We start from the raw sequence: 23894 nt of genomic DNA on the forward strand, positions 1-23894 counted from the left end.
TACATTTGCTGTAAATCTAAATCTCTGGTACCGTTTTGATAAGGTCTTTTTTTTGTGGATTTCTCTTTCTTGCGATTGCATGTATTGCGTCTGCGCAAAAAAATAGTATCTCATGGGAATACAATTACGATCATTTCGGAATAAAAAACAGATTGCCAAGTTCAGAAACCTACCAGGTTCACCAGGATAAGTCAGGACTATTGTGGATCCTCACGGACAAAGGAGTTGTTAAATACGACGGATTTGAATTTTATACCTATACCACGGAAAACGGACTGAGTGATATTGTCAATTTCAGAGTGGTGGAAGATCCGAACGGAGGAGTCTGGTTTATTGGATTTAACGGCCTTTTAAGTGTTTTCCAGAATGGGAAAATGCAGGCTTACAAATACAACCATTTACTTGAGAAGCATGTCCCGGTCGGGAGAAACATAGGCATCTCCCTTCATGTCAAAAAAGACCAGTCGATTGTTTACTGTGTTGCCCAAAAGAAAATGATTGCTGTAAGTGCAACTGGTAAAGTGAAGGATTTATCTGACGGGTTCAATGAAAACACGTATCTTTTTGAGTTTGGTAATGAATTATTAAGCCTGCAGAAAACAAACGCTACGACATCGGATATTTATTTGAATAAGAATAATACCAGCGGTTTATTGGGAAATGTCCGTTTAGCAGGAACAACCAGGGCTAAGAAATATCAAGGCAAGTATTTTTTGACAACGAATTACAAGCTTTATTTTAGTTATGATCAAAGGTTCATACAGGTGGTCGATGATCCGGGGCATGAGATAATTGGCTTGGATGCGGATAAAGACTTTTTATATGTAGGATTGTACAAGAATGGGTTGAAAAAGTTTCGGTTCGATCCGGAGAAAAAAGAACTGGTACTCGTCAGCCACTATTTACCAAATTATTCAGTAACCTCGGCGTATAGAGATTTCAATGGAACTTTATGGATTACGACATTGGAAAACGGCATTTTTGCTTTGTATGACGAAGCATTCAGACAATTATCCGTCAACGGGAATAAAGTGAACGAAGAGGTGCGCTTTATCAGTGGAAATAAGGAAAAGATCATTATCAACTATTATGTGGGTAAATGGCAGCAATTGTACCCGCCGTTTCTCTGTAAAGACGTCGGTAAAATAGTTTATAAGTATAATTTGCTGCCTGTAGGAGATGGATTCGCTTTTAAGAGTGGGATTGTGGATTGGAGCGGCTGGAAGGATGTCGATGCAACTTATGATGGAAATCCTGTTTATACCAACGGACAATTCGTGATGGGCTTGTCGAGACGACGGTATGAAATAGTTGAGATGAAGGGGCCCGTATACATGAACGGATATGATGTTAATTTTATTGACCGGTCAAAGCTGGTAGGAGCTTTTTACTGGTTTTATAAATTCAGGAATAAGAAAATGTTCATTTTATTCGACGAAGGTGTTTTTTGCTTTGATCTGGAAAAATCAAAAATGTCAGAACATTACCGGCCTGTTTTAAGAAAGCGGATCAACCAGTTGGAATATAATAAAACCTGGGGCTTACTGGCCTATTCAAGCCTGGCGGGTATTTATCACATTGACATGGAAAGTGAGGTAGCTTCCGGATTTGCTCCGGATCTCAACATCGGAACACAGGTTTCGGGTATTTTCTTCGATGAAAAAGACGGGCTTTGGGTAGTAAGTGAAAAAGGGCTGTTTTTATTGGAAAAGAAAAACGGGAAAATAAACAGTAGTTGTTTTGTAAACAGGAACCTGATTTCCAGTGCAGAAGTAATGGATATCTATGCCTACAATAAGACCGTTTATGTTTCCACCAAGTTTGGTGTTCAGAAAATCGACTTCCTGAAAGTGAAAAAAGAACGCAGAGGATGCCCGATTGAACTTTTTTCAGTCCGTGCTTTTGCCAAAAACAAGGAACTCTCACCTGGTAAGATACTTCCTTCAAAAACAGATCTTATTAAAATCAATCTTTCCAACAGGAACCTGAATCCTTCTGTTGTTTACAAATACCGGTTCGGTAAAGATCAAACCTGGACGAAAACAGATAAGGGTGAAATTGTCCTGAATAATCCTTCGAATGGGATTTATACATTGGAGGTTTCCTATCTGAATCACTTAAATTATTGGACAAAACCGGTCAAACTGACTGTTTTTGAAGTGGAGCAGCACATTTTTCTGCGCTGGTATTTTATCTTGCTTTATATCGGGTTGGTGATCGGATTGTTTTATGGAGTTTTGAAGTATACCATAAAAGCTTCTAACCGGAAAAACGAATTGCTGAACCGGATGATGGAACTGGAACGCATGGCGCTTTCTGCGCAGATGAATCCGCACTTTATCTTCAATTCATTGAACTCCATTCACAGTTTCCTGTTGTATGAAGAAAATGAGAATGCCGAAAAATACCTGTTGCGATTTGCCAAACTGATCCGCCAGACGCTCTCCAACTCCAGGGCAACCTACATTACGATTGAAGAGGAATATGAAACGTTGAAGAATTACATTTTACTGGAAAACATGCGTTTTAAAAATGGGTTTACCTTCCGGATCGAGTGTGATTTCAATCAATTGCCTTTGACTCCTTGTATTCCGCCGATGCTGATCCAGCCTTACGTTGAAAATGCCATCATTCACGGATTACCGAAACGGACCCAGGGTGCTGAACTGCTGATCCGGTTCTACAAAGAAGGTGACCACCTGAAAGTATTGATCCGGGATAACGGAATAGGTTATAAAGAATCGCAAAGGAACAAGCGGGATACCGGGCATAAATCCTATGGGACACAGATCACGGAAGAGCGGATGAAATCCCTCCAGGCAAGGAACAGGGAAGGTTTCAGTGTGGAGGTAAGTGATGCGGACGAGTCCAATCCGGCATTCCCGGGAACAAAAGTCATTTTGACGATTCCTATACCAACTAATTGAAAATGCAAAATTCAAAATTCAAAAAAGAGTGTCTACAATTTTTTGCATTCTACATTTTAAATTTTGAATTGATTAGCCGTGCATCGTCTCTGCCTTCCCGTATTTGTCCATCAGGGATGCTTCAAATTCCAGGAATGCTTTCCAGCGCGCATCCACGTCAATTCCATCGCCGTATTTGCGGGCAAAATTCAGGAATACGGTATAATGACGTGCTTCGCTTTCCATCAGGCTTCGGTAAAACCCGCGAAGGTCTTCGTCGTTGATCTCTTCTGAAAGGATTTTGAAGCGTTCGCAGCTGCGGGCTTCGATCATTGCTGCAAAAAGCAACTGGTTCACCATGTGCGATTTTTTGGGATTACCCGAATGTGCGTGCTTTAAAAAGTCCAGCAAATCATGGACATAAGGATCCTTGCGCTCAAACCCAAGTTCAAATCCGCGCTCCAGTATCTTATCGTGTACCATCCCGAAATGTTCCATTTCTTCCTGGCAAATTTCTATCATGGCTTTTACCATATCCGGGTATTGCGGGTACTGAACAATAATAGAAATGGCATTGCTGGCTGCTTTTTGTTCGCAGAAGGCATGATCTGTCAGGATCTCCGCAATGTTTTTCTCTACAATGTTCACCCAGCGCGGGTCGGTTGGTAATTTTAAACCTAACATAATTGAAATTTTACCGCAAATTTCGCGATTTCTTGAATTCAAATCCTAGTTTTGTTAGAATAAGTTTGAATTATGAGATCGTTAGTTGTGTTGTTGCTGGTTTGTTTTTCCTGGAATTTCAATCCGTCATTTTCCCAAAAAAATGCCCCGAAAGTAGTTGTCGGAATTGTAGTGGACCAGATGTGTTACGATTATTTATACCGCTTTTATCCGCAGTTCGGCAAGGACGGTTTCAAACGGTTGATGGACAAGGGAGCTCATTTCAGAAACGTGACCTATAATTACGTTCCTACCTATACCGGCCCGGGACACGCGTCCATTTACACGGGAAGCACACCGAGCAATCACGGAATTGTAGCCAATGAGTGGCATTACCGGCCTTTTAACCGGGAAGTGAATTGCGTGGAAGACACAACGGTTTCAACGGTTGGTTCAACAAGTGCTTACGGACAGCGGTCGCCGTATTTCCTGCGATCAAACACCATTACGGACCAATTGAAACTCACTTACCCGTCTTCCAGGGTGATCGGAGTTTCCATCAAAGACCGGAGCGCCATTTTACCTGCGGGGCATTTGTCAGACGGTTCTTATTGGTACGATTATGCAACCGGGAATTTCATCACTTCGACCTTCTATAAAAAAGAACTCCCGCTTTGGGTGAGCCAGTTCAACGATCAAAAACTGGTTTCGAAATATATAAGTACCCCGTGGAATTTATTGAAAGATTCGGTTTGCTATACGTACATCAACCAGGACAATTCTCCTTATGAAGGATTGGTAGAAGGGAAGACAAGTCCTGTTTTTCCTTACGACTTCAGTAAAGCAGCTCTGATTGATCAGTACAATTTATTCACTATCACACCTTCGGCAAATACTTTCCTGACAGATTTCGCCATTCAGGCACTTTCCAAAGAACAACTGGGAAAACATGCAACAACCGATTTCCTGACAATCAGTTATTCGACTCCGGATATTGCAGGCCACACCTTCGGACCTTATTCCCTGGAGATGGAAGACATGTATTTCCGTTTGGACCGGGAACTGGCGCGTTTGTTCCAGACCCTTGATAAAGAAGTAGGTAAAGGACAATACGTGGTATTCCTGACGGCAGATCACGCCGTTGTTCCAGTTCCGCAGTTTTTGAAAGATCATCAATTGCCGGGAGGTTATTTGTTTCTTCAGAGCAAGATAGCGGACTTGAGAAAAGCTTGTGTGGCAAAATTCGGGAAAGACTATTTGAATACGATTGAGAACGACAATGTGTATTTGACCGATAATGTGTTGGGTACCGAATTGGAAGCATCCGTTATTACGCTGTTCAAAGCAGAAATTGCGAAATGGACGGAAGTAAAGCGCGTTTACACGAAAGAAGAATTGCTTTCCAAAACGGCAGAAAACTGGCAGCAAATGGTAGCTTCCGGGTATGACAAGGAACGAAGCGGGGAATTGATCTTCATTCTTCAGCCGGGTTATCTGCCAAAAACGGCTGATACTCCGGGGTCACACAAAGGAACAAGTCACGGCTCTGCATTTAATTACGACACACATGTGCCGGTGTTGTTTTATGGAAAAGATATTCTTCCGCAGGATGTATTTACACCATACGAGATTGTGGATATTACAGCAACCTTGGTGCATATACTGGATGTGCAGCGGCCAAACACCGCAGTCGGTAAACCGATGGTGGAATTATTTAAGTAGTGACGCGATGCCTCGCGTCACTACTTGTTTAAAATCGCCTCACATATGTTTAAAGATCGTGTCACCATATTTAAAAAAATAAAATAAACCAGTCAGATAATTGATTCATAATCGATTAGAACAAAAAGTAAAGGCAGCCGGGCGAAGCCGAAGCCCCGTTTTTACTTTTTTTATTGAAAAATCTTTCCATCTGCTTGCAGAAATTGAAATAATCACTAATTTTGTGCACCCAAAAGGGCGGAATTGATCGAAATTCCTGGAAATTGAAATAGAATATTTGGTGTTTTACACTTAAATATATGCGGATGTGGTGAAATTGGTAGACACGCTAGACTTAGGATCTAGTGCCGAGAGGTGTGCGGGTTCGAGTCCCTCCATCCGCACTTCAGATGGTCTCGTTGTTTGTCAATGAAGACCATTTTTTGTTTATACACATTAAGAATTAAAAGAAAACGGAATGAACGTAACACGTCAAGAAGTTAATGCAGAAACAGCATTGTTAACAGTGCAGGTTTCACCGGCAGACTACCAAAGCAAAGTAGCTGCTTCCTTAGATAAATATCGCAAGCAAGCGAAAATTCCTGGATTCCGTCCGGGGAAAGTTCCGATGGGCTTGATCCAAAAACAATACGGAAAAGGTGTTTTAGCTGAAGAAATGAACAAATTGGTTTCCGATGCTTTGTATGCTTACGTTCAGGAAAATAAACTGGAAATCCTTGGAAACCCGATCCCGAAAGAAGGATCAGAGGTAAAAGGCGATTTCGACAATCCGGGAGATTTTGAATTCGTTTACGAGATCGGATATTCTCCGGCTATCGATTTGAAATTGACCAACAAAAGCAAATACGATTACGTTCAGGTGAAGATCGATGATAAACTGATCGACCAGCAAATCGATGATTTACGTCGCCGTTACGGAAAAATGACTTCCACGGATGAGGTAAACGATACGGATATGATTTTGGCCCAATTCGTTGAGTTGAATGAGGACGGATCTATCAAAGAAGGCGGAATCATGCACTCTTCAACAACTTCTATGGAGTTTGTGGAAGACAAGAAAGTGAAAAAATCATTGGTTGGTAAGAAAGTAGGAGATAAAGTAACGGTTTCTGCTTCTGCAATTACACGTGGTGACAGCGATAAAGCTGCAATGCTTGGAATTAAGCCGGAAGAATTGGCAAACCATTCAGATTCCTACCAAATGACTATCAACGACATCAAGCGTATGGAATTGGCTGAATTGAACCAGGACTTGTTTGACAAATTGTTCGGTGAAGGGGCTATTTCTTCTGAAAAAGAATTGCGTGAGCGCATCGGCTCTGATTTGAAAAACATGTTCGCAAATGATTCGGACCGTTTGTTGACTCGCGAAGTTTACCGTGATTTGGTTGAAAACACACCTGTAAACCTTCCGAATGACTTTTTAAAGCGTTGGATCCAGTTGTCAAACGAGAAGCCGATCACTATCGAGCAAATCGAAGCGGATTACGATAGCTATGCAAAAGATTTGAAATGGCAGTTGATCCAGGGGCATATCTTCAAAGCGAACGATATCAAATTGGATAACGCAGAAGTGATCGAATTCACAAAAGGATTGATCGCAAACCAGTTTGCACAGTACGGAATTCCTGCTCCTGAGGATGCGGAATTGACCAAACAAGCTGCGGGAGCGTTGCAAAACCGCGAGGAAGCAAACCGTATTTACGACATGCTTGCAGAAACAAAATTGACACAATACTTCAAGGATACAGTGAAATTGAACTCGAAAGAAGTTTCTTACGATGAGTTCGTTGAACTGGCGAATAAGTAATTAGGTTATATTAATCATATTGAAAGGGAGGCAGTTTGTCTCCCTTTTTGTTTTTTTAGAAGAATTAATTCGAATATTGAGACAAAAAATTACTTTTGATGTTTAGCTGCTATTTTCTTGTAACCACTATAACAGCCATTATGTATCATACTTATCAAATCCTTAAAATTTTATCTAGGGATTCGAGAAAATCTAAATTGTAAAGAATGCGTTATACTTATTTTAGTTTTAAAAATTTTAAAGGTATTGAATCAGCTAGAATAGAGCTTTCAAAAAAATCAAATAGTAATATTTATACATTGGTTGGACTTAATGAAAGTGGTAAAACTACAATACTTGAAGCAATTAATTTTTTTGCACATAATCCTGAAAAACTTGATGCCTTAGATCTTCAGAATTATTCAATTGATGATATTCATGATTTAATTCCAATTAACAAACGGGATAATTTTAATGATGAAATTACTATAGAAGCTGAAGTTGTCATGGAAGATTCTGATATTGAAGGCTTGAAGAGAATATATAAAGAAAATGATCTGAATCTAGTCTCCTTTGAGAAGAATATTATCTTCACTCAAAGCTATGTTTTCAAAAATTCGATTCATGATCAAAATGAATCCCAAATGTTATGGAGACCTAATTTTTACGGAACTGAAGGGAAAAAGAAAAAAGTTCAAAAATTCGATAAAACTCAGACTGATTTAGTTGTCAAATATATTTTGGAATGCTTGCCAAGTATTTTGTATTTTCCAAATTTCTTGTTCGAATTTCCGGAAAAGGTTTATTTGAATTCAACCATAAATGACAAAAAACATTTGTTTTATCAGAAAATAATACAGGATGTTCTGGATTCCTTGGAAAATGATACTGATGTGAGTGAGCATTTAGTTAAAAGAATTCAATCAACAGATGATAAGGAAAGAAGGAATTTAGATAGTTTGATTGGTAAGATGCAAAAGAAACTTACAGAAGTTATTTTTACAAAATGGAATCAAATTTTCAATAAAGAAATATCAAAGACGGAAATAATATTAAGAGCATCTAAAGATGAGAAAGGGCCCTTTATTGAGTTTAATATAAAAGATGATGTTGATACTTATCGCATAAATGAGCGTTCTCTTGGGTTTAGATGGTATTTTGTATATATTTTGTTAACTCAATTCAGAAGCTATAGAAAAAAGAATAATCAGGTTTTGTTTTTGTTTGATGAGCCTGCGTCTAATTTACATCCTTCTGCTCAGTCTGAATTGCTTAATAGTTTTGAGAAATTGCATAATGTTATTTACACTACCCATAGTCATTATTTGATAAACCCTAAGTGGTTAGAAAATACTTTTGTAATAAAAAATGATGCAATAGATTATTTAGATGAATCAAATTATGTATCCAAAAACACTAAAATTCATGTGAAAAAATATCGTGAGTTTGCGGTGAAACATCCAAACCAACATAGTTATTTTCAACCAATTTTGGAGGTGTTAGATTACAAACCTAGTAATTTGGATTTAGTTCCTGATGCTGTTTTTACAGAAGGAAAAAATGATTTTTACACGTTGAATTATTTACAAAACATTTATTTTAAAACTAAGAAACCAATAAGTGTAATTCCTGGAACTAGTTCAAGTAATCTGGATACTTTAATAAGTCTCTATTTAGGTTGGGGAAGAAATTTTATTATTCTTTTAGATTCTGATAAAGAAGGTCGTAAACAACGTGATAGATATATTGAAGCTTTTGGAGAAAGCATTTCAAAAAGAATTCATACTTACGATATGATTGATCCTACGTGGAAAGATTACACGTTGGAAAAGTTCTTTAAAGAAGATGAAAAACATACCATCCAACAAAGAAATTATCCGTCAAGTCACAAGTTTAATAAAAAACATTTTAACCGAAGTATCCAGGAGCTTAATTTAAAAATGGAAAAAATTAGTTTAAGTAAAGAGACTGAAACAGATTTAATCAAAGTATTTAAATATTTGAGTGAAAGGTTAAAATAGTGTGGAATTGTATTCAAAGGATTGAAAGATCTATTAGTCTTTTAGGAAACTATTTGACTAACTTAGTACCTTCATTAAAACTCCATGAATAATACGTTAACTCCAGGACTGATTACCGCCGTTTTGATCGGTTACTTCGGATTGCTTATCCTGATGGCTTACCTGACATCCCGAAAAGCCGATACAGATTCGTTCTTTACAGGAAACAGGCAAAGTCCCTGGTATTTGGTAGCATTCGGTATGATCGGTACTTCACTTTCCGGAGTTACGTTCATTTCTGTTCCCGGAAAAGTATATTCCGAAGGAATGGCCTATTTCCAGATCGTTTTGGGTTACATTCTCGGTTACGTAGTTATCGCACAGGTGCTGATGCCGCTCTATTACCGGCTGAATGTTACGTCCATTTACGAATACCTGAACAAACGCTTCGGAATAGTGAGCTACAAAACCGGGGCAGCATTTTTCATTCTTTCACGCACCCTCGGATCAGCAACCCGTTTGTACCTTGCCACGGAAGTGCTCCAGATGTTCCTCTTCGAAGATTTGGGTGTTCCTTACTGGGTTACAACTCTTACGACCATCGTCCTGATCTGGGTTTATACGTTCAAAGGCGGCGTGCGGACAATCGTTTATACAGACGCATTCCAAACGATCTTCCTGGTTTCATCCGTTGTTATTTGTACGGTCATCATTGCACAGACTTTGGGAGTGGATTTCTCAGGCTTGTACAACAAGATCACTTCTTCCAGCACTAAGAACGGGTATTCCATGTCGCGTATTTTCTTCTTCGATGATCCGAATTCTCCCCTGTATTTCTACAAGCAATTCTTCGGAGGAATGTTCCTGGCGATTGCAATGACGGGGCTGGACCAGGATTTGATGCAAAAGAACCTGACGTGTAAATCCATCGGTGATGCGAAGAAAAACATGTATTCTTTTACAACCGTTCTGGTAATTACCAACTTCCTGTTCCTGCTTTTGGGTGGAGCATTGTACGTGTATACACAGGCAAAAGTCATCGACGTTCCGGCAAACACCGATCACACATTCCCGCAACTGGCTTTGAGTAATTTTGGTTCCATAGCCGGGATTTTCTTTTTACTGGGAATCACCGCGTCCTCGTATGCATCGGCAGATAGCGCACTTACAGCACTTACCACCGGTTTTTGTATCGATTTCCTGAACTTTAACCGGAGAGAAGAAAAAGAAAAGAAACGCATCAAATTACTGGTGCATATCGGGTTTTCCCTGCTTTTCCTGTTGATCATTATTGCAACGAACTGGTATGTGGATTCCACGCCGGGAACAGATCTGATCGGTTTGATCCTGAAGTTGGCAGGTTATACCTACGGTCCTTTGCTCGGATTGTTTGCTTTGGGAATTTTCACCAAACGGCGTTTGAATGAAAACCTGGTGCCGTTGATTTGTGTGTTGATCCCGGCAATCTGTTTCTTTATCAGCAAGTATTCACAGGCCTGGACAGGCGGTGTTTTGCAGCCCGACGGAAAATATGCCGGCGGATACATATTCGGGAATGAATTGCTGATCCTGAACGGGTTATTGACCTTCATCGGATTGTGGCTGATTTCGAAACCGGGAAGTGAAACTGTCCAATCTGTTCAAACAGTTTAAAAGTTCAAGGTATTAAATCTTTGAACCTTTGGAACCTCTTTTAAACTTTTGAACAATTAAACTATGACACATCCAAAAGCATTTCTTTTCGACCTCAACGGGACCATCATTGATGACATGGACTTTCATTTACAGGTCTGGAACAGGATCATCAATGAAGACTTGCACGGTGGCCTCACCCTGGAACAGGTAAAAAAACAGATGTATGGCAAGAACCACGAATTGCTGGAGCGTGTTTTTGGAAAAGGAACCTTGAGTGAAGAAACAATAGCTATCTATTCTCAAAAGAAAGAAGAATTATACAAGGAATTATACCGGCCGTATGTGGCTTTGATTCCTGGCCTGAGTACTTTGCTGGAAAAAGCTGAAAGATCGGGTATTTCCATGGCGATTGGTTCGGCGGCAGATCGTTCGGCAATTGATTTTATAGTGGATAGCCTGGATATCCGTTCCCGTTTTCAGGCCATTGTAGGTGCGGAAGATGTAACGAAAAGTAAACCGGATCCGGAAGTGTTTCTGAAAGGAGCGGCGCTTTTGGGCGTAGAACCGGAGTCCTGCATCGTGTTTGAGGATGTTCCCAAAGGAGCAGAAGCAGCTATGAATGCAGGAATGAAAGTGGTCATCGTTACCACCACGCATCACCCGGAAGAATTCACGAAATACCCGAACGTATTGTTTTTCATAGAAGACTTTAACGACCCTCGCCTGGCTGATTTGTTCAAATAAATCGTAATTCAGCAATCGCAATTCGCAATTAGTAATTAGAAAGACGTATCTTTAATTTAACAAATAGCAACCATGAACATCATTCTTCACGACAACGAATTGCACCTGCGTTTTGCGCCATTAACACTAACGCGCCCTGTTGGTGATTTGAGGGTTGGAATTCTGACCAATAAAGAGCGGTGGGAAAAATGGATCCCGGAAGCGACGGTTTCTTTCGAGACGGAAAAATACATTTCCAAAAAGTTTCCGCGGATTTCAGGGAAAGCAGAAATCGAAGTCAACGCAGCGATTATTCCTACGGAAGCCATTGCAGCGGCAGTGGTACTCCTGGAAGATAACCAGGTGTTGGTTTCGGAAGATACCTGGATTGCCAGAAGAGGAGACGGAAAGCAAAAGATCAAATGGACGGAACAACATCCGCTGGAACTGACTCAGCGCTGGGATTTGTTCCAAAAGAACGACGAGATCCTGGTTGCCGACTATTTCTTACTGACAGGTGGCAGGGAATCACAATACATTTCACATTCAAACACGATTATCGGAGATCCGTCACTGGTTTTCCTGGAAGCAGGAGCATCGGTGGAAGGATCGTTTTTAAATACCACAGCAGGTCCTATCTATATTGCCGCAGATGCCGAAGTGATGGAAGGTTCCATGATCCGCGGGCCATTCTCACTGGGAGAACACGCAGTGGTGAAAATGGGAGCTAAAATTTACGGAGCAACCACCATCGGGCCGTTTTGCAAAGTCGGAGGTGAAATCTCGAATTGTGTGTTCCAGGGATATTCCAACAAGGGGCATGACGGATTCTTAGGAAATTCATTGATTGGTGAATGGTGTAATTTCGGTGCCGACAGCAACACTTCCAATCTGAAGAACAACTATTCCATGATTCGAACCTGGTCTTATGAACAGGGTGCCGATGTGGAAACCGGTTTGCAGTTTATGGGAGTTTGTATGGGCGATCACAGCAAATGCGCTATCAATACGATGTTCAATACGGCAACGGTAGTCGGGGTTTCCTGCAATATCTTCGGTGGTGAATTCCCGAAAAAATTCATTCCGTCCTTCTCCTGGGGCGCTGTAAACGGAACAGATCTCTTCGACCTGAAAAAAGCAAAAGATGCTGCAAATGCCATGATGGACCGACGCGGTCTGGAACTCACGGAAGGCGATCACTACATATTCGATTACCTGGCGAAGCACGGTGGATAACGGGCGTTATGACCGTTTAATCAATCACAGGTACACTTCAATCCTTCAATCCTGATTTAGCGTCAGGAATCCGCATGATCCGCCAACGCTTTCTCAATGACACCCGTTTGCCCTTATAAGCAAACATGTTTAACTACTAAATAATGTCATTATGAGAATAATTTCTACCTGTCTCGTTCTGTTAATAAGTGGATTTGCTTTTTCCCAATTTAACAGAACCTTTATGCATGGAACTGCAACAAGCGGCAATGCGGCTTTTTCAAGTTTCAGTTACTTCGATTCCCAGAACAAGATAAACCTGGCAAGTTTATCCGCTGTAGGTTCCGGACAAATCAAGATTTCAACACAGCGCATCTCCGATCTGGGTGATGTGGAGGCTTTTGATCAGCGATCATACGCTGTGACGCTGCCCGGAACTATTCAGAATGTCGTACTCCTGACTGTCATAGAGCAAGGAAATGAATTGTATTATGCGTTGGAAGTCGGGACTTCTTCTTCCATGAAACTGATCTGGTTGAAGGTCAACAAGACCACCGGTGCATTAATCAATTCCGTGACCAGTACGAGCAGTTACCGGCTTTCTTATTTTGAACCGAAACTGATCGGGAACGAATTAGTTACTTACGCACTTATAAATACGGGTGGTTTCGTGCGTGTAGCGGTAAATGCCGGTACTTTTAACCTTCCAACGGAAGAAGTGGTGGATGCTACCATTTCAACTACAGTTACACCGACAAATATTCTGAATGCCGGTTACAAAAGCGGTAATCTCTTTGTAGTAAACGGATTGGAGAAGATCGTTTGCAGTATAGGAGTGCCTACAGCCGTGCTTTACACCAGAACAGCCGCGAATACCTATACCAGTGTAACATCCGGTATTACAACAACGCGTTCGGTAAGTTCTTTTTTAGTTGACCCGACTACAATCGGAATTACAAATGGTGCGAATATCGAACATTACAACGCTGCCGGAGCAATGACCAATAGCGGTGTTTTTGTGTCGCCTTCCGGTGCAAATGCCAGCCAGGTTGAGTTTGTGAATAACAGATACCACCTTTTCTACAAGTACAATAATGCTTTCAAAGGCATTTTCTTTCTGGCAGATCAGTCGTTCAACTTTATTGATTCGGTAAGAACTACGAATATCATTTATCACATTGTTAAAAGAGGTGCTGACGGAGTGGTGCTTACAGGATCGAATGACACAAAAGGCTTGTCACTTGACCTGGAGAATAATCCGATGCAGGGAAGAGCGGCTTATTGCGAGTTTTATAAAAACCGTCCGGTGTTGCAGCGAGAAGAGTACGAAACTCCTATCCAGGCAGGATACAATTTAAGAGCCTCCATCGGTTTGGGTACCAAAGTAATCACTAGCCCTGATAACCTTTCCGGAGCAACCTACAATGGGATTTCCGCTTGTTATAACCTCAGTGAAAGCTTTGTAGGATTTATCGGGAACGATACCATTGCAAATGCCGAATCCGGTTTCAACGAGCAATACCACGAACTTCCCGGCCCGTATACCACAAGTTCCATGTACGACGAGGTTCTGGAAGCAAAATACAACCGTCCTTACCATGTGAGCCTTCAAATGATCGAAGATCACATTGATTCCCTGCAATCAGGATCGTCCAGCTATGTTCCGGTATGGCAGATCAGAAACTGGCCTGCACACGGAAATACCGCTTTAGGGCAGGAAGCAGATCTCGCACCTTTCGTAGATGTGAACAGTAACGGAACTTATGAACCGCTTCAGGGAGATTATCCGAGCATTTATGGAAATGATTGCGTGTTCAGTATCACACATTACAGAACAAACGGAAATGCAGCGAAAGCAGTTGAGTTCCACAGCTACGTGTATACGGAAGCATGTGATACTTCGGAAACTTTTGAGAATGTACTGATGCGAAAAATCCAAGTGTATTCCCGCGGAGCTGAAATTGATTCCATGTTCTTCGGTGGGCGTTTTGACGGCGATTTAGGAAATTATAACGACGATTATTTCGGAACGAAAGTCGATTTAGGATTGGTATACAATTACAACGCAGACCTGAACGATGAAGACAATGCAGGCCGCCGCGGTTTTCACGATACCATTCCTGCACAGGGAATCATGGTGTTGAAAGGATTCAAACAGGCAAACGACGGATTGGATAACGGAATCGGTTTGATGCCGGGTGAATCTGTAAACGGTTACGGATACAACGATGGAGTTACAGACAACGAGTATGAAGGATTGTATGCTTCTTCCATTTACACAGGAACGAACGCAGCCCCTGCTGTATCAGATCCTTCAAATACCGGGGACTTACACCATATCCTGAACGGGTATTTCCGGTTCGGTGATCCTATGTATTATGGAGGGATAGGTTTTCCGGGAAGTCCGGGTGTGACCGCTGTCCAAACCAAGTATTTGTATTCCGGTTATCAGGACCCGAACCATTTCGGAACAGAAGGAATTGATCCAGGATTTGATAACTGGTCAGAATATGAACCGACTGGTCCTGGATCAACTGCAAATCCGGGTGGAGATCGCCGCGGAGGATATTCTTTCGGGAAAGCAGCTTTAGGCAACGGCGAATCTTTCGAATTGGATTACGCATACCTGATCAAAAGCGAAGGCGTACAAACCGCCGCTATTTTCGATCCTGTAAATGCATTATTCGCAAAAGCAACGGCTGTCAGAAACGCTTTCTTAAGCAACGAAGGACCATGTGGGATCGACTTTGGTACCGTTCCGGAAGATTTGGGAGTGGAAGAAAGCATGATCAATGGGGATTCCTATACGGTTTACCCGAATCCAACTACCGGTTCTGTGCGCATCAACGGAATTTCAGAAGCAGGAGCAACCATTCATGTGTTTGATATCAACGGAAAATTGCTTCAAACAATATCCGGTTATCAAACCATGCAGGAGATTGACCTGAGCGGTTTGGATGGAAACCTGTTCATCATCCGAATTACTGACGGTTCCAAATATTCGCAAAAAAGAGTTGTGAAACACTAAGTGTTAAGTGACTGAGCCTAGTCGAAGTCACCCTGGAATTAAAACCCATTCGTCATCCGGCGGATGGGTTTTTGTTTATAATTCGTTGATTAATTCAGGATTTGAAGCTCCTGCTTTCGGAATAAGAAACTAGATTTGCGTACAGGACACACATTCTTTTTTATGAAGCTTGATCAAAACATAAAAGTAGCTGTAGACGCCATTGTTTTCGGGTATTCCGGGAATAAACTAAGCGTGTTGCTCATCAAGCAAAAATTTGGTGTCATGAAACAGCAATGGGCTTTGGTAGGCGGTTTTGTAAAGGACGATGAATCCTTGTCTGCAGCTGTAAAACGGGAACTCCAGGAAGAAGCGGGAATAGAAGTGAACTTCCTGGAACAACTTTATACCTTCGGAGACAATATTCGCCGCGACCCGCGTTTCCGGGTCATTTCAGTGGCCTATTTTGCTTTGGTAAATCCTGCCCAGTTCCAGGTAAAAGCAGATACCGATGCGGAGGATGCGCAATGGTTCCCGATCGATGAACTTCCCGATTTGGCTTACGATCATAGGGAAATTGTAGAAACGGCCATTCAACGGTTGAAAAATAAAGTGACCTACCAACCGATCGGGTTCGGGTTACTTCCGGATGAATTTCTATTCTCCGAATTGGAAAACCTGTATTGCACGATCCTCAACCGGGAAATAGACCGCCGGAATTTCCGGAAGAAAATCCTAAGCTTCGGATTTGTAGAAGAAACAGACCGGTTTGCCAGTAAAAAGAGCGGACGCCCGGCAAAATTATTTCGATTTAATGCGTTAAAATACAACGAGTTAATTGCAAATGGAATACACTTTGAAATTAATTTTGCGTAATTTTTACGCAAAATACTTGCTAAATCAATGCGTGTATTTTATATTTGCGTAAAAAGAACACAAATTAAAATCTATGATACTCAATCTCGACAAAAATTTCAAACCGCTTGAGGGCAAAGAAATTGAATTCCAGGTATTCACTTTTGCAGGTGGAGAACCGCACATCAAGATCAACCCGGATTTTGACACCACACAAGCGGTAACGGTAACACATCGCCTGAATTCCTTCCACGATTTGGGAATTTTATGCCTGGCAGCAGATGCATTACAGCGTATGGAACTGGAATTGGCCCAATTAATCATTCCTTATTTTCCGGCAGCGCGCCAGGACCGGGTGATGATCAAAGGTGAACCGCTTTCCGTGAAAGTTTATGCAGACATCATCAACGGATTGGGTTTCAAAAAAGTAACCGTTTTCGATGCACATTCCGAAGTAACACCGGCCTTATTAAACAAATGTGATGCTGTTCCGAATCACCGGTTTATCGCCGAAGTAATCAAACAAATCGGGAAAGAACCGTTATTGATTTCTCCGGATGGAGGAGCTTTGAAGAAAATTTACAAAGTATCCGAATTCCTGAACGGGCTGGATGTAGTGGAATGCAGCAAACACCGCGATGTAAAAACCGGGAAACTGGAAGGCTTCAAAGTCTATTCCGATGACCTGGGCGGTCGTGATTGTTTGGTGGTGGACGACATTTGCGACGGCGGCGGTACATTCATGGGGCTGGCACAGGAACTGAAGAAAAAGAATGCCGGGAAATTGTACCTGGCGGTCAGTCACGGAATTTTCAGCAAAGGAGTAGCGGACCTGGCAAACTATTTCGATCGTATTTTCACTACCGATTCTTTCAAGGAACTGGAGCATCCGAATATGACCCAAATCAAATTAAATCAAACTATTTTATCTTAAAAAATCAATCGATATGAATCCTTTATTATTAACAGACGGGTATAAAGTAGACCACAGAAGACAATATCCGACCGGAACAACTTTGGTGTATTCCAACTGGACTCCCCGAAAAAGCAGGCTGGACGGAGTAAACGAAGTGGTTTTCTTCGGTTTGCAATACTTCATCAAAAAATACATTTTGGAAGATTTTGAAGAACATTTCTTCAAACAACCGAAGGAAAAAGTACTGGCGCAATACGAGCGACGCATCAACAATTACCTGGGAGAAAACCAGGTCGGGACGAAACACATTGCAGACCTGCACGATTTGGGATACATTCCGATGGTGATCAAAGCATTGCCAGAAGGAGCAATCGTTCCGATGAAAGTGCCGATGTTTACGATGTATAATACGTTGCCGGATTTCTTCTGGCTGACGAATTACTTCGAAACCCTGGTTTCAGCAGTTGTTTGGATGCCATGTACTTCTGCAACTCTGGCAAGACAATACCGTCTGATCCTCGATAAATTTGCTGCTGAAACATCTTCTATGCCGGAATTTGTAGACTGGCAGGGACACGATTTCTCCATGCGCGGAATGGCAGGTATTGAAGCGGCTTTAATCTCAGGAATGGGACATTTGACCAGTTTCACAGGAACAGATACCATTCCGGCCATTGAAACATTGGAGCACTATTACGGTGCGGATTCTAATAAAGAACTCATCGGAGGATCCGTTTCAGCAACGGAACACAGTGTGATGTGCATGGGAACGATTGAAGATGAGATCGGAACGTTCAGAAGATTGATTTGCGACGTATACCCGAAAGGAATCGTATCCATCGTTTCCGATACCTGGGATTTGTGGAAAGTACTGACAAATTACCTGCCTCAATTGAAAAATGAGATTCTGGGGCGTGAAGGAAAAGTAGTGATCCGCCCTGACAGCGGTGATCCGGTAGATATCATTTGTGGAAATCCGGAAGGGAAAACGGAGTACGAACGCAAAGGAGTCGTGGAATTATTGTGGGATACATTCGGTGGCCAAACCAATGAAAAAGGATTCAAAGAACTGGATCCGCATATCGGTGCAATTTACGGGGACAGCATCACAACCACGCGGGCCACACACATTTGTGAGCGCTTGAAAGCCAAAGGATTTGCATCTACGAATGTGGTTCTTGGAATCGGTTCTTACACGTACCAATACAATACACGTGATACGTTCGGGTTTGCCATGAAAGCAACTTACGGAGAAGTAAACGGAGTAGGGCGAGAGATCTTCAAAGCTCCGGTTACGGACGATGGAACGAAAAAATCTGCCAAAGGATTGATGAAAGTGGAATTCACAAACGGCACTTATGTTTTACAGGACCAGGTAAGCTGGGAAGAAGAAAAACAGGGAGCATTGAAAGAAGTGTTCAGAGACGGAAAATTACTGGTAGACCAATCTTTGGCAGAAGTCAGAGAACGGGTGAAAGAATCAACGACTGTTTCTGAGAAAATCTGAAAAAACTGAAATATCTTTCAGGAATGAAAAGCTGTCTCTGTGTGGGGCAGCTTTTTAGTTTTAGGTTCCTGTAGTATCTTCGCATGAAATCAGTTCAGCATGAAAAAAGAATACTGGGATGTAAGCGATGAGCAAGTCATAGAGAAAACAGGTAAACCCATTTCTTTTTGGATGGAAACCCTGAAAGATTTCAAGGCGGAAGAAAAGAAGTCGAATGAAGTGGTGGCATTCCTTCAGGAAATGCACGCTGTTCCTCGTTATTGGGCACGGACTTTAACGACTCATTACCTGAAAGGCCTTGAATGATAATCGTTTACTTTTCGGGAAAGAAGACATGCATAAGTATGAAAAGATTCATGTGTACGTTATTGTGCTTTTGGTTTGCTTTTACTGCTAATTCCCAAAAGAACTTTCATTTTTCCGATTCCACCTTTACTTTGGGCCAGAAACACATATTAACGGATGTGCGTTACGCATTGGGCGGCTACAACCAATTGCTGGTAACAGATAGTCTGATGTTGTCCCAGTTGGATAGCGTGGTACAATTTTTAGAAAAGAACAATACGATCACTGTTGAGATCGGCGTTCACACGGATCATAGAGGATCGGATACCTCGAATGCAAGAATCACTCAGTTTCGTGCCGAATCCGTTCGCAATTATTTAATAGCACGCGGAATTCCTTCTCTAAGAATTACTGCCAAAGGGTATGGCGAAAGTCAGTTGGTTGTTCCTTCGGAAGAAATCGAAAAATACCGGAAAACCGATAAGAAAACCTACGAAGCTCTGCATCAGCGGAACAGAAGAACCGAATTAAAGATTACAGGAATTTGATTTCAACAGTTTCCGGAATTGTCGTAATTTATAGTTCGTAAATGACTATGTCAAATCGTCAGGGAATTTGAATTGGCACAGCTCTTGCCAAACCCTATCGTCTGCGTTTTTTTAGTGAATGAATGAAATTCATTTATAAGAACAATGACATTTTGACGTTAAATACACATACATGAAAGATTCATTCGACCATACAATTATCGTTTCATCGGAAGAGGATGCAGAATTTTTGCCTTTGATGTCCCAGGACGACGAGGACAATATGAACAAAGAAATTTTCCCGGAAGATTTACCGATTTTGCCTTTACGAAATAATGTACTTTTTCCGGGAGTCATGATTCCGATTACGATCGGACGCGATAAATCCCTGAAATTATTGCAGGACGCCAATAGCGGAAAACGCATCATTGGAGTGGTTGCCCAAATTGACCAGGAAGAGGAAAGCCCGGAATTCAATGATTTGCACCGCGTCGGAACAGTTGCGCAGATCGTGCGTTTGCTGAAAATGCCTGATGGTTCATCGACTGTAATTATCCAGGGAAAAAGACGTTTCGAAATCACCGAACCGTATCAAACCGAGCCGTACATGCGTGCCAAGGTGAATTTCCTGACAGAGATCCTTCCGGAAAAAGACGACCAGGAAATGGAATTGCTGTTCCGCAACGTTAAAGAACTGGCGCTTCAAATTATCAAAGACAGTCCGAACATTCCTTCCGAAGCAGCATTTGCTATCGGCAATATCGAATCTCCGACCTTCATGGTGAATTTTATTTCATCCAACATGAATGCGGATGTGAAGAAAAAGCAGGAATTGCTGGAAGAGTTGGATTTCCGCAAACGTGCACGAATGGTGGTGGAGCATTTGACACTGGAATCCCAGTTGCTGGAAATGCGCAACGAAATCCAGTCTAAAGTACGCATGGACATGGACCGCCAGCAGCGCGAATACTTCCTGCACCAGCAAATTCGTACTATTCAGGACGAGTTGGGCGATAACCCGCAGGAACAGGATGTAAAAGACTTGGAAGACCGCGCAGCTAAAAAATTGTGGTCGAAGGAAGTGTCGAAATTGTTCTACAAGGAATTGGCAAAATTACAGCGCATGAATCCGCAGGGAGCTGAATATACCGTTCAGCTGAATTACCTGGATACGCTGCTGGACCTTCCTTGGAACGAATATTCGACCGATAATCTGGATTTGAAACATGCGGCGAAGATCCTGGAACGCGATCACTTCGGATTGGAAAAAGTGAAAGAGCGTATTTTGGAATACCTGGCGGTTTTGAAACTGAAAGGCGATATGAAATCCCCGATCCTGTGTTTCTACGGTCCTCCGGGAGTTGGAAAAACTTCCCTGGGGAAATCGGTTGCTGAAGCTTTGGGCCGCAAATACGTGCGCATGTCTTTGGGAGGTGTTCACGACGAAGCTGAAATCCGCGGTCACCGTAAAACCTACATCGGAGCGATGCCTGGCCGGGTAATGCAGCATTTGAAAAAAGCAGGTTCCGCCAACCCGGTTTTCGTATTGGACGAAATCGATAAACTGGGAAGAAGCAATCACGGAGATCCGTCTTCCGCTTTGCTGGAAGTACTGGACCCGGAGCAAAACTCGGCGTTCTACGACAATTACGTGGAAACGGAATTCGACCTTTCCAAAGTGATGTTCATTGCAACGGCAAATAGTTTGTCAACTGTGCAGGGGCCTTTGCTGGACCGAATGGAAATCATCGAGGTGAACGGCTACACGATTGAAGAGAAAATTGAGATCGCGAAAAAACACTTGTTGCCGAAACAGCTGGAAGCACACGGGATTACGAAAAAAGACCTGGTAGTAGACCGCAAAACACTGGAACGCATCATTGAGAATTACACCAATGAATCCGGAGTACGCGGTTTGGATAAAAAACTGGCAAAACTGGCTCGTCACCGGGCAAAACAAGTGGCTTTGGAAGAGAAATACGAGGAGAAAATCGGTATCGATGAATTGACAGGTATTTTGGGGGCTGGCCGCGAAAAAACGAAATACGACAACAACGATGTTCCTGGAGTGGTAACAGGTTTGGCCTGGACAAGTGTCGGAGGCGATATCCTGTTTATCGAATCTTCCCTGACAAAAGGAAAAGGGAAACTGACCCTTACCGGAAACCTGGGAGATGTGATGAAAGAATCCGCGGTGATAGCCCTGGAATTCTTAAAAGCACACAGCGACTGGCTGGATCTGGACCAGGATTTATTCGACGAGAAAAACGTACACATTCACGTTCCGGAAGGAGCAACTCCGAAAGACGGGCCGAGTGCCGGTATCACCATGCTGACTTCATTGGCCAGTTCTTTCTCGGGAAGAAAAGTGAAAAAGAACCTGGCAATGACCGGAGAAATTACCCTTCGTGGCGAAGTGCTTCCGGTTGGGGGGATCAAGGAAAAGATACTGGCTGCAAAACGTGCAAACATCAAAGAAATCATCTTGTCTGAGCGCAACCGCAAAGACGTGGAGGAGATCACTGCTGATTACGTAAAAGGACTGAAATTCCATTATGTCAAAAAGATGAAGGAAGTCATCGATCTGGCATTGGAAAAGAAAGGAAAATAAAACCAGTAGGCGCGCGATTAATCGCGCGCCTACTGGTTTATAAATGTGGAGGCGCACTGCATTGCGTTCCCACATTTTTTTATCTTTGAAAACCAAATCAGCAAACAAGTGGTTTTTAGCAGTACTCTTTTTCTTTTTTACTTCCTGCCTTTATTCCTGCTTGTTTACCATGTAGTTCCGAAAGCGCTGAAAAACTGGACCATTTTCTTTTTCAGCATCCTGTTCTACACCTGGGGAGCTCCCGTTTTCGTTTTTATCTTGTTGGGAACTTCCTTTATGGACTTTCTGTTTGTTCGCGAAATTCATCGTTCACAGCAAGCCCGGAAGAAGAAAACCCTGCTGATACTCTCTCTGACGGTCAATCTGGGGCTTTTGGCCTATTTTAAATACTCCAATTTTTTTATTGGAAATGCGAATGCCATTTTGGAAAGTTTCGGGCTGAAAGAAGTTTCCTGGACGAAAGTCATTATGCCGATCGGGATTTCATTCTTTACGTTTGAATCAATAACTTATACTGTGGATGTTTACCGCGGGAAACATGCTCCGCTGAGCAATTTGAAGGATTATTTATTGTACCTGCTGGCTTTTCCGAAACTGATTGCCGGACCGATCGTTCGTTTCCAGGAAATTGCCGATGAGGTGATAGAGCGAAAAGAGAACATCGATGAAAAATTGATCGGTTTCTACCGTTTTACCCTTGGTTTGGCGAAAAAGGTATTGATTGCAAATGTCATGGCGGAACAGGCAAATGTCATTTTCGACAGCGATTTTCATCAATTGAGCGCTTCAACGGCGTGGATCGGTATTATAGCTTATACCATGCAGATCTATTTTGATTTTTCCGGTTATTCCGACATGGCGATCGGATTGGGGAAAATCATGGGCTTTCATTTTCCGGAGAACTTCAACAGTCCTTACAGTTCCAAAAGCATCACGGAGTTTTGGCGCAGGTGGCACATGACTTTGGGAAATTTCATGCGTGATTACCTGTACATTCCACTGGGAGGGAATCGCGTTTCATCCAAATCGCGTTTGTATTTCAACCTGGCTTTGGTGTTTATTCTTTCCGGGTTCTGGCACGGCGCCTCCTGGAATTTTGTGGTTTGGGGAGCTTTCCACGGAACTTTCCTGATTCTCGACCGCATTTTCCTGGTAAAACTGCTGAATCGCCTGGGAAGTGTGGTTTCGATTGCTTTTACCTTCCTGGTGGTTATGATGGGATGGGTCATTTTCCACATCGAAGACGATTTGGGGCAAGTGGGACTGTACTTTCAACGCTTGTTTGATTTTAGTTGGGATTCAACATTCATCACCTTGCCGAATTTTTGGCCTTTGCTTGCAGTGGCGGCTTTCTTTTCATTTTTCCCGGCTTTGCGGATCGGAAAGAACATCCAGGAATTTGTCTATAACCGGAATGCGTATTCACTATCAACAAACGGGCTTTTCCTGCTGGTGACTGTTTTGCTGTTTATAATGAGCGCAAGTTCTGTTATTTCATCCGGGTTTAATCCGTTCATTTATTTCCGTTTTTAA

General features: G+C 42.2%; 16 protein-coding genes and 1 tRNA gene. 16 read left to right on the top strand and 1 reads right to left on the bottom strand.

Features of this window, described 5'->3' with window-relative positions:
* Positions 1-152: 152 nt before the first annotated feature.
* Entirely contained in the window at positions 153-2927 is a 2775-nt protein-coding gene (locus ABDW02_RS01460) for a histidine kinase (protein WP_343631430.1), read from the top strand.
* A 72-nt stretch (positions 2928-2999) separates the two neighbouring features.
* Here the strand turns inward: ABDW02_RS01460 and ABDW02_RS01465 are convergent, their stop codons facing one another.
* Entirely contained in the window at positions 3000-3590 is a 591-nt protein-coding gene (locus ABDW02_RS01465) for a tRNA-(ms[2]io[6]A)-hydroxylase (protein WP_343631432.1), read from the bottom strand.
* A 72-nt stretch (positions 3591-3662) separates the two neighbouring features.
* Between ABDW02_RS01465 and ABDW02_RS01470 the strand changes: the two genes are divergently transcribed.
* From ABDW02_RS01470 to ABDW02_RS01540, 15 genes are all read left to right on the top strand, one after another.
* The gene (locus ABDW02_RS01470; RefSeq protein ID WP_343631434.1) at positions 3663-5291 is read left to right on the top strand and encodes an alkaline phosphatase family protein; all 1629 of its coding nucleotides are present in this window, start codon (positions 3663-3665) and stop codon (positions 5289-5291) included.
* 301 nt (positions 5292-5592) lie between these two features.
* Positions 5593-5674 (top strand) — tRNA-Leu (locus ABDW02_RS01475).
* A 74-nt stretch (positions 5675-5748) separates the two neighbouring features.
* Positions 5749-7101: a trigger factor gene (gene tig, locus ABDW02_RS01480; RefSeq protein ID WP_343631436.1), complete on the top strand. Its 1353-nt coding sequence runs from the start codon at positions 5749-5751 to the stop codon at positions 7099-7101.
* A gap of 206 nt (positions 7102-7307) precedes the next feature.
* Positions 7308-9101: an AAA family ATPase gene (locus ABDW02_RS01485; RefSeq protein ID WP_343631438.1), complete on the top strand. Its 1794-nt coding sequence runs from the start codon at positions 7308-7310 to the stop codon at positions 9099-9101.
* A gap of 84 nt (positions 9102-9185) precedes the next feature.
* Positions 9186-10733 carry a sodium:solute symporter gene (locus ABDW02_RS01490; protein ID WP_343631440.1) on the top strand — a complete coding sequence of 516 codons (1548 nt, stop codon included), beginning with the start codon at positions 9186-9188 and terminating at the stop codon, positions 10731-10733.
* Positions 10734-10796: 63 nt separating this feature from the next.
* Complete coding sequence (locus tag ABDW02_RS01495) at positions 10797-11459, top strand: HAD family phosphatase (protein WP_343631442.1); 663 nt, start codon at positions 10797-10799, stop codon at positions 11457-11459.
* Between the two features lie 72 nt (positions 11460-11531).
* The gene (locus ABDW02_RS01500) at positions 11532-12674 is read left to right on the top strand and encodes a putative sugar nucleotidyl transferase (RefSeq protein ID WP_343631444.1); all 1143 of its coding nucleotides are present in this window, start codon (positions 11532-11534) and stop codon (positions 12672-12674) included.
* Between the two features lie 223 nt (positions 12675-12897).
* A complete protein-coding gene (locus ABDW02_RS01505) occupies positions 12898-15681 on the top strand; it encodes a T9SS type A sorting domain-containing protein (protein ID WP_343631446.1) in 2784 nt (927 codons plus the stop codon).
* Between the two features lie 162 nt (positions 15682-15843).
* Complete coding sequence (locus ABDW02_RS01510) at positions 15844-16536, top strand: NUDIX domain-containing protein (RefSeq protein WP_343631448.1); 693 nt, start codon at positions 15844-15846, stop codon at positions 16534-16536.
* Between the two features lie 73 nt (positions 16537-16609).
* A complete protein-coding gene (gene prs / locus ABDW02_RS01515) occupies positions 16610-17449 on the top strand; it encodes a ribose-phosphate diphosphokinase (RefSeq protein WP_343631450.1) in 840 nt (279 codons plus the stop codon).
* Between the two features lie 13 nt (positions 17450-17462).
* The gene (locus ABDW02_RS01520; RefSeq protein WP_343631452.1) at positions 17463-18938 is read left to right on the top strand and encodes a nicotinate phosphoribosyltransferase; all 1476 of its coding nucleotides are present in this window, start codon (positions 17463-17465) and stop codon (positions 18936-18938) included.
* Positions 18939-19037: 99 nt separating this feature from the next.
* Positions 19038-19244 (top strand): DUF4287 domain-containing protein, encoded by a 207-nt coding sequence (locus ABDW02_RS01525; protein ID WP_343631454.1) that lies wholly within the window; start codon positions 19038-19040, stop codon positions 19242-19244.
* A 38-nt stretch (positions 19245-19282) separates the two neighbouring features.
* On the top strand, positions 19283-19771 hold the full coding sequence (locus tag ABDW02_RS01530; protein ID WP_343631456.1) for an OmpA family protein: 489 nt from the start codon (positions 19283-19285) through the stop codon (positions 19769-19771).
* Between the two features lie 172 nt (positions 19772-19943).
* The gene (gene lon / locus ABDW02_RS01535; RefSeq protein ID WP_343631458.1) at positions 19944-22361 is read left to right on the top strand and encodes an endopeptidase La; all 2418 of its coding nucleotides are present in this window, start codon (positions 19944-19946) and stop codon (positions 22359-22361) included.
* 108 nt (positions 22362-22469) lie between these two features.
* Positions 22470-23894 carry an MBOAT family O-acyltransferase gene (locus tag ABDW02_RS01540; RefSeq protein ID WP_343631460.1) on the top strand — a complete coding sequence of 475 codons (1425 nt, stop codon included), beginning with the start codon at positions 22470-22472 and terminating at the stop codon, positions 23892-23894.

Origin of the sequence: Fluviicola sp. (genome assembly GCF_039596395.1) — a bacterium.
Lineage (GTDB): Bacteria > Bacteroidota > Bacteroidia > Flavobacteriales_D > Crocinitomicaceae > Fluviicola.

Coding starts and splice junctions, on each gene's coding strand:
- ABDW02_RS01465 (WP_343631432.1), bottom strand. CDS start 3,590: ATGTTAGGTTTAAAATTACCAACCGACCCGCGCTGGGTGAACATTGTA.
- ABDW02_RS01470 (WP_343631434.1), top strand. CDS start 3,663: ATGAGATCGTTAGTTGTGTTGTTGCTGGTTTGTTTTTCCTGGAATTTC.
- tig (WP_343631436.1), top strand. CDS start 5,749: ATGAACGTAACACGTCAAGAAGTTAATGCAGAAACAGCATTGTTAACA.
- ABDW02_RS01485 (WP_343631438.1), top strand. CDS start 7,308: ATGCGTTATACTTATTTTAGTTTTAAAAATTTTAAAGGTATTGAATCA.
- ABDW02_RS01490 (WP_343631440.1), top strand. CDS start 9,186: ATGAATAATACGTTAACTCCAGGACTGATTACCGCCGTTTTGATCGGT.
- ABDW02_RS01495 (WP_343631442.1), top strand. CDS start 10,797: ATGACACATCCAAAAGCATTTCTTTTCGACCTCAACGGGACCATCATT.
- ABDW02_RS01500 (WP_343631444.1), top strand. CDS start 11,532: ATGAACATCATTCTTCACGACAACGAATTGCACCTGCGTTTTGCGCCA.
- ABDW02_RS01505 (WP_343631446.1), top strand. CDS start 12,898: ATGCATGGAACTGCAACAAGCGGCAATGCGGCTTTTTCAAGTTTCAGT.
- ABDW02_RS01510 (WP_343631448.1), top strand. CDS start 15,844: ATGAAGCTTGATCAAAACATAAAAGTAGCTGTAGACGCCATTGTTTTC.
- prs (WP_343631450.1), top strand. CDS start 16,610: ATGATACTCAATCTCGACAAAAATTTCAAACCGCTTGAGGGCAAAGAA.
- ABDW02_RS01520 (WP_343631452.1), top strand. CDS start 17,463: ATGAATCCTTTATTATTAACAGACGGGTATAAAGTAGACCACAGAAGA.
- ABDW02_RS01525 (WP_343631454.1), top strand. CDS start 19,038: ATGAAAAAAGAATACTGGGATGTAAGCGATGAGCAAGTCATAGAGAAA.
- ABDW02_RS01530 (WP_343631456.1), top strand. CDS start 19,283: ATGAAAAGATTCATGTGTACGTTATTGTGCTTTTGGTTTGCTTTTACT.
- lon (WP_343631458.1), top strand. CDS start 19,944: ATGAAAGATTCATTCGACCATACAATTATCGTTTCATCGGAAGAGGAT.